The sequence below is a fragment of the Sunxiuqinia indica genome (assembly GCF_009847015.1).
Classification (GTDB): Bacteria; Bacteroidota; Bacteroidia; order Bacteroidales; family Prolixibacteraceae; genus Sunxiuqinia; species Sunxiuqinia indica.
In genome coordinates this window covers 65,239-71,868 of the sequence record NZ_WVEM01000020.1, presented here as the reverse complement: position 1 = coordinate 71,868, position 6,630 = coordinate 65,239, and the positions used below count along the sequence as shown (strand labels likewise).

Genomic DNA, 6,630 nt, shown 5'->3' with positions numbered 1-6,630 from the left:
TGCAAGCTTTTTCCCTAATTTACTAATAACCTTGCAATTTAACACCTTGAAATCACGGATTTTATTCACACTACCTGTTGATAACCAGTGATTTATTTTGTTTTTAAGGATTGACTATTTAGCTATAAATTTCAGATTCCAAGTTCCAATTATCGAACGAGTGTTCCGATTTTCAATCGGAAGTTATCCAAATGCCGATTAAAAATCGGCACACCAAACTTCACGCTCCTTTTTCACCCCTAAATCCCCTAAAGGGGACTTTGGGCTTTCCTTCTCCTTTTTGGTCGTATTTCTATTTTTTCGTTTCAATTGCATCCTTCTAGCTTCCTGCCGTTTGAGACAGATTCCGAAACAAGTTCGGAATGACTAAATCATTGGAGGAAAGTGAAGATTAGCTTACTTCTTTTCCAGTTCTTCAGGCATCTTAAATTCCAGCTTACTTTTGCCAATATCCTTAGATGTGGCCAGTGCAATTCCCCGGTTTCCCTTTTTGTCAACCGCATTGTAGAAGTGATAAACAATTCCATCATGCTTGATCACATATGATTTATGGGCAAACAAGGCATCATACTTTTCAGAAGGTTCTATCAGGTTTGGACCGTTCCAATCTGTCCAATGGATTAAGTCATAGGAACAGGCAAATCGATTAAAAGCTGCCGGATCCTGGTCAGGCCAGAAAGCACCAAAATAGAACATGACGTAAATGTCGCCAATCTTTTGAAAAACTGCATCGCCTGAAATACCGGTATGGTGATTGATCAACGGGTGATCGCCAAAACGTTTCCAGTGAACCATATCATCCGAAACAGCCATACTGATTCGCTCGGCCCCCTTATCCGGGTTGATACTGTCTCCCCGGGCATTGTAATACATCACGAACGGGTGCCCTGTATGCTGTTCTTTGTCCTCAATCACAAAGTTTTTGTACATGGTACTGTTGTCATACCAACGCACATCATCATCCAACGGTGAAAGTACGTGGTGATCCAAACGCTGCCACTCGTGAACCGTTGCCGGATCCTGATCAGTAAATGCCATACCGATGGATAGGATGCCTCGTTCATATCCTTTCGAATTGCCACCAAAATAGCTCATCCAGTATTTTCCATCATACTGATTGATGGCATAATCGCCGCCCCAATCATAATCAATTAATGAAGCATAGCCAGCTTTCTGATTGGTGTCCCAATCCGTTGTGTCCGAAGAGAATGACAAAATTTTTCCATGATTATCCCAGTGAATCAGATCATCACTTTGTGCCAGCCAGGTTTCATAGCCACGGCCATCAAAAACGATGTAAGTCATCACCCACTTGTTATCTTTACGAAAGATGGTGGGGCAATCCATTTTGTACGAACTACTGTCGGGAATTAACACCAAACCGTATTTATAGGGGGTTTTAATCTCTTTGTAGATTTCTTCCATCTTTGACTGCGAAACCGTGACGGGTGAAAGATTTTGAGCGTAAGCAGAACTTACTTCTAAGCAGAAAAAAACAAAAAACAGGAATACTATTTCTTTTATTCGCATTATTCTATCGGCTATTCATTTCTGATAAAGTTTTCAAAGCTCCATGATCAAACTATTTGCCAAGAAACGATGAAGAAAACTAACAAAATGAAGATTATATCTGTACTTCCTACTTATTTTGATACAATGAAGCAGATTTCAATACGAGTAATGAAACCTGCTTCATTTTTAATTCATTAATACACTAATCTATACTTCATTTTCAAAACTTTACCATGGATTATTTTGCGTCATGTTGGGATTATTATTCAACTCATCCTCAGGAATTGGATAATATTCATTTTTTGAGGTATAGTTTTGATATCCGGCCTGTTTTGACTCTTTTATAGTCTGCTCAAGTAATCCCCATCTACGTAAATCATAGAAGTGTAAACCTTCCCGTGCAAATTCAAGGTTACGTTGATGCCGAATCTCTGACATCATTTGTTCCTGGCTATAGGCCATCATTTCATTTTGTTTATCCGTTAATTTAGCGCGTGCCCGAATTCGATGAACAAGTGGAACAGCCATCGTAACTTGTCCTTTCATTGTATAAGCTTCAGCAAGCATTAAAAGGACATCAGCATAACGCATACCGTATTCGTCTAACTCAGATTTCCAATCTCCCTCATCTGCATCCCACCAGTTTTGATTTTTTCGCAACCAAATTTCTTCATGTCCCCAAGTCGATGAAAATTCCCGTTGATAAAAAATACATCCAGGGTAATCCCACGCTAATGTGGCTAAAGCTCTTGGGTCGTATTCCCCATCAGAAGTTGGTTCTTCCAAAAAAGAATCCAAAAGCACTTTTGTAGGTTTCATCTCAAACCATCCTCCAACTTCGCCCGGCGCATGCCACTCTCCAGCGAATGTACTTCTCGTCAAGGTACTTGGGTCGTCACTAGCCGAAAGCCAGATATTAGCTCCTCCCTCACGACTAAACTGAAGTTCAAATACTCCCTCCGGGCCATTTTCATGCTGACCATCAAAAAGTTCAGCATAATTAGCCTGAAGACCATAACCAAAATTGTTTTCATTATCAACAATTTCCTTCAACACTACAATGGTGCTGTCATAATCTCCCTGATATAAATAAGCCCTGCCTAAATAAGCCAAAGCGGCACCTCGTGTGCATCTACCTTTATTTTCAGAGTCCCACTGATCGGGCAAATATTTTTCTGCAGCTTTTAAATCCTCAATCACCTGATTCCATACTTGTTCTTCTGAAGATTTTCCGATATAATAATCATCAGAAGTTTCAGCGACAGCAGTGGTAATCGGCACAGCCCCAAAATCACTTACCAAAAAGAAATAATTTAACCCCCGCAAAAATCTGGCTTCAGCAATTAAGGTATTCTTTACATCTTCATTTATACTCATTGATTCTCCATATTGGATTACTTGATTTGCACGGAAAATCCCCGTATAAGCGCCTTTATAAAAGTTAGCTGTATATCCATTACTCGTGCTATTCAAGTACATACCAATTTGATAAGCATCTTGGATATCATTACGTACTGAGAAGTTTTCGGTTCTTCCTGCGTGTATAAACCAAGCCCGTGGATTATAATGTCCCAAACCATCACGGATGATTTCATTATATACAGATGCAACAGCTGAACTCAAATCGTCTTCTGTTTGCCAAAACACAGATGTAGTGATTTTTGTAGGATCTTCTTTTTCCAAAAAAGAATCAGTACAAGATCCTAAAACAAAAAGTAATGCTAATAAATATATTATTTTCATAACTATAGTTTTAAAAGTTTAATTGTAGACCAAAATGACAAGAGCGACTTAAAGGAATCTGCCGAAAATCAATTCCACGATTTTCCATTGAACTATTTCCAATATCCGGGTTAAATCCTTTGTAATTTGTCCAAGTAATTAAATTATCAGCTCCTAAATAAAGACGACATTTACTGATCGACAAGCTATTGAGCCAGTTTGCAGGCAGAGTAAATCCAATTTGTACGGACTTAAGTCTCAAGTATGAACCGTCTTCTAAAAAACGGTCACTGTTATCTATACCATTCCCATTTGGGTCAGATAAGTCAAGCCTTGGATAATCCGAATTTGGATTAAATGTATAAGAATCCAAAAGATCGGTAGAAACATTGAAAACATATTTTTCATTTTCAATATTCGAACGGATTCCATTATAGATCTTATTCCCATGTACACCTTGTATGAAAATACTTGCATCAATAAACTTCCAAGCTCCATCAAGCCTCAACCCATACTCAAATTTTGGGAACGGACTTCCGCAATAAACACGGTCATTTCCATCAATCTTCCCATCGTTATTAGCGTCTACAAAACGGATATCTCCAACTTGTGCATTCGGCTGTATCAAGTTACCGTTTTTGCTGTGTTCTGCAATTTCAGCCTCGCTTCGAAACAAACCATCTGTTTTTATCTCAAAGAAAGAATAAATCGGGTAACCTACTTGCGTATATGTAATAGTGGGACCTCCCCCTGAGCCTCTGCCTCCAGTAAGCACCTGAGACCCGGTACTTAATTCCTTTACTTCGTTCTTGACATGGGACAGTGTTCCTGTTAACGAGTAGGTAAAGTCCCGGTGTTTTCCATTATAATTAAGGATCATTTCATATCCATTATTACTTATTTTCCCTGCATTTCCATAAGGGTCTTGATCAGCACCAACAGATAAGGGAATTGGAATTCTCAATAAAAGATCCGTTGTTGTCTTTTTATAAAAATCCAACGAATAGCTTAACTTTCCGTTCCACAGCCCGAGATCAATTCCAACATTGGATGTAGCCGTAGTTTCCCATTTCAACTTACTGGGAACATATTCGGTCTGAATATTTCCAACCCATAAATGGTTAGGATTCCCAACCGCATAACTCACTCCTGAAGTTATAGATCCTAAATACTGATAATCGCCTATCTCCTGGTTCCCCAGTTTTCCATAGCTAGTTCTCAGCTTTAATTGTGAGATCGGAGTGTCAAGATTTTTGAAGAAAGATTCATTGGCCGCATTCCACGCAACCGATACTGAAGGAAAATTACCCCACCGATTAGAACTACTAAAGCGGGAAGAACCATCACGACGAAAAGTTCCGGTAAAAATATACCTATTATCATAAGAATAAATCAAACGTCCGAAATAAGAAGACAAGGTATTTTCTGAAGCAGTTCCATTTGCTACGGGGTCAATTGATCCCGCTCCCATTACCCAGACACCGTCAGGCATACCTTTCTTTGACGCAGAAAACTCATCATATTTATTTTGTAATGCAGTCTGACCAATGACTGCGTTAATTGAATGTTTTTCATGGAGAACTTTTGAATACGATAAGGTATTTTCAATTTGCCACAAATTTGTAGCCCCGCTTTTTTGATCCATTAAATTAGTCGGGTTACTGAAAAACTGACCTATTTCATAGGCACTGACAGTTTCTCTGTATCTTTCCTGTGCTGTAGTCAACCCTGCGTCAAATTTATACTTTAATCCATCAAGGATATTGACTTCTGCATACATATTCACCTGTGCTTTATATATATTATTTTCAGCGTGTCGTAGATTCATTATCGCGACAGGATTCATAATATTATTAACAGCCCCCCATGCTCCATTATAACCTCCAATTGCTTCAGGATCATAGATTGAAAACGCAGGTATCATCTTAAGAGCAGCTTCACTCATATATACACTTGTTTCATATGCCCCTCCAAGATTACCTGCCTTCTCTTTACTTAAAAGAACCGTTTCTCCTATTTTTAGCCGACCTTTTGTAAAATCAGTTTTGAAACGCAGATTCAACCGGTCATAGTCGGTTTTTTTAATTACGCCGTCCTGACTTAAATATCCAAGAGAAAGGTTATAAGTCAAATTTTCAGATCCCCCGCTTGCTCCCACAGAATAGTTTTGGACAGGAGCAGTTCTATAAATTTGATCCTGCCAATTAATTCCAACACCCGGTTCTTCAGGATTCTTCGCTATTTCAGGGATATCCATCCCGGCAGCATCTGAAGCAGCTGTAATTACTTTAATCCATTCATCTGTATTACATACACTTAATTTTTTCGAGACTTGCTGGAGTCCAAAGTCAACATTAACATCAATTTTCATAGGTCCCTTTTTGCCTCCTTTTGTGGTAATCAAAATAACTCCGTTAGCAGCTCTTGAGCCATAAATGGCTGCTGCCGAAGCATCTTTTAAGACCTCCATCGATGCGATATCTGAAGGGTTTAAATTGTTTAATGACGTTATTGGAATATTATCAACCAAAATAAGAGGTAAATTATTGTTCAATGAGCCTGCTCCGCGAATCTGTATGTTCATCTCAGCCCCGGGTAATCCACCTGAAGATTCAATAGAAACGCCCGCCATTTTTCCTTGTAGCGCTCCTCCTACATTTGTATTGATCTGTTGATCTAATCGATCAGCTTTTATTACACCAACAGCTCCAGTCAAATCACTTTTCTTCACCGTTCCATAGCCAATAGCAACAACCTCGTCAAGTCCAATAGTATTCTCTTCTAAAATGACATCAATACTATTTTTACCCATCACTTGGATCTCCTGGGTTTTCATACCCACGAATGAAAATACTAATGTACCATCACCAGGCACATTTTTTAGGGTATAATTACCATCGGGATCAGTTATAGTACCACTAGTAGTTCCCTTCACGGCAACCGTTACACCAGGTAGTGGTACACCCGAAGAATCAGTAACTTTTCCACTAACACTAACTTGTTCCTGTATCATTCCGACAGTTGAAGAAGATAGAACAATTTGTCTTCCATTTATTTCATATTTTATCCCCGTATTTTCCAAGGCTTTATCTAAAATTACGTTGATCGATTTATTATCAAAATCACCTGATATTTTTTGATCCACATTAATTTTTCCGCTATAGAAAAAACGGTATTCGCTCTGATTTTCAATATGTTTTAGAAAATCTTCAACCCGAACATCCCGAACATTAAGCGTTAATTTAGTAGTTTGAGAGTAGCTTTGTGAAGCCAATGTCCCCATAATTGAGAACAGTAAAATGAAGATAGTCAGTTTCATTTTTAACAATGTTTGATATACCCATGACCTTTGGTCATGAAAACCTCGTTTTTTTTTCATAATTTTGTAATGATTGG

At 38.6% G+C, this 6,630-nt stretch carries 3 protein-coding genes; all 3 read right to left on the bottom strand.

Annotation, left to right across the window (positions count from 1 at the left end; all coding sequences use genetic code 11):
- Positions 1 to 396: 396 nt before the first annotated feature.
- On the bottom strand, positions 397 to 1,425 hold the full coding sequence (locus GR929_RS20715; RefSeq protein WP_201301081.1) for a glycoside hydrolase family protein: 1,029 nt from the start codon (positions 1,423 to 1,425) through the stop codon (positions 397 to 399).
- 315 nt (positions 1,426 to 1,740) lie between these two features.
- Positions 1,741 to 3,255: a RagB/SusD family nutrient uptake outer membrane protein gene (locus tag GR929_RS20710; RefSeq protein WP_159523543.1), complete on the bottom strand. Its 1,515-nt coding sequence runs from the start codon at positions 3,253 to 3,255 to the stop codon at positions 1,741 to 1,743.
- A gap of 10 nt (positions 3,256 to 3,265) precedes the next feature.
- On the bottom strand, positions 3,266 to 6,613 hold the full coding sequence (locus GR929_RS20705) for a TonB-dependent receptor (RefSeq protein WP_159523541.1): 3,348 nt from the start codon (positions 6,611 to 6,613) through the stop codon (positions 3,266 to 3,268).
- Positions 6,614 to 6,630 lie beyond the last annotated feature (17 nt).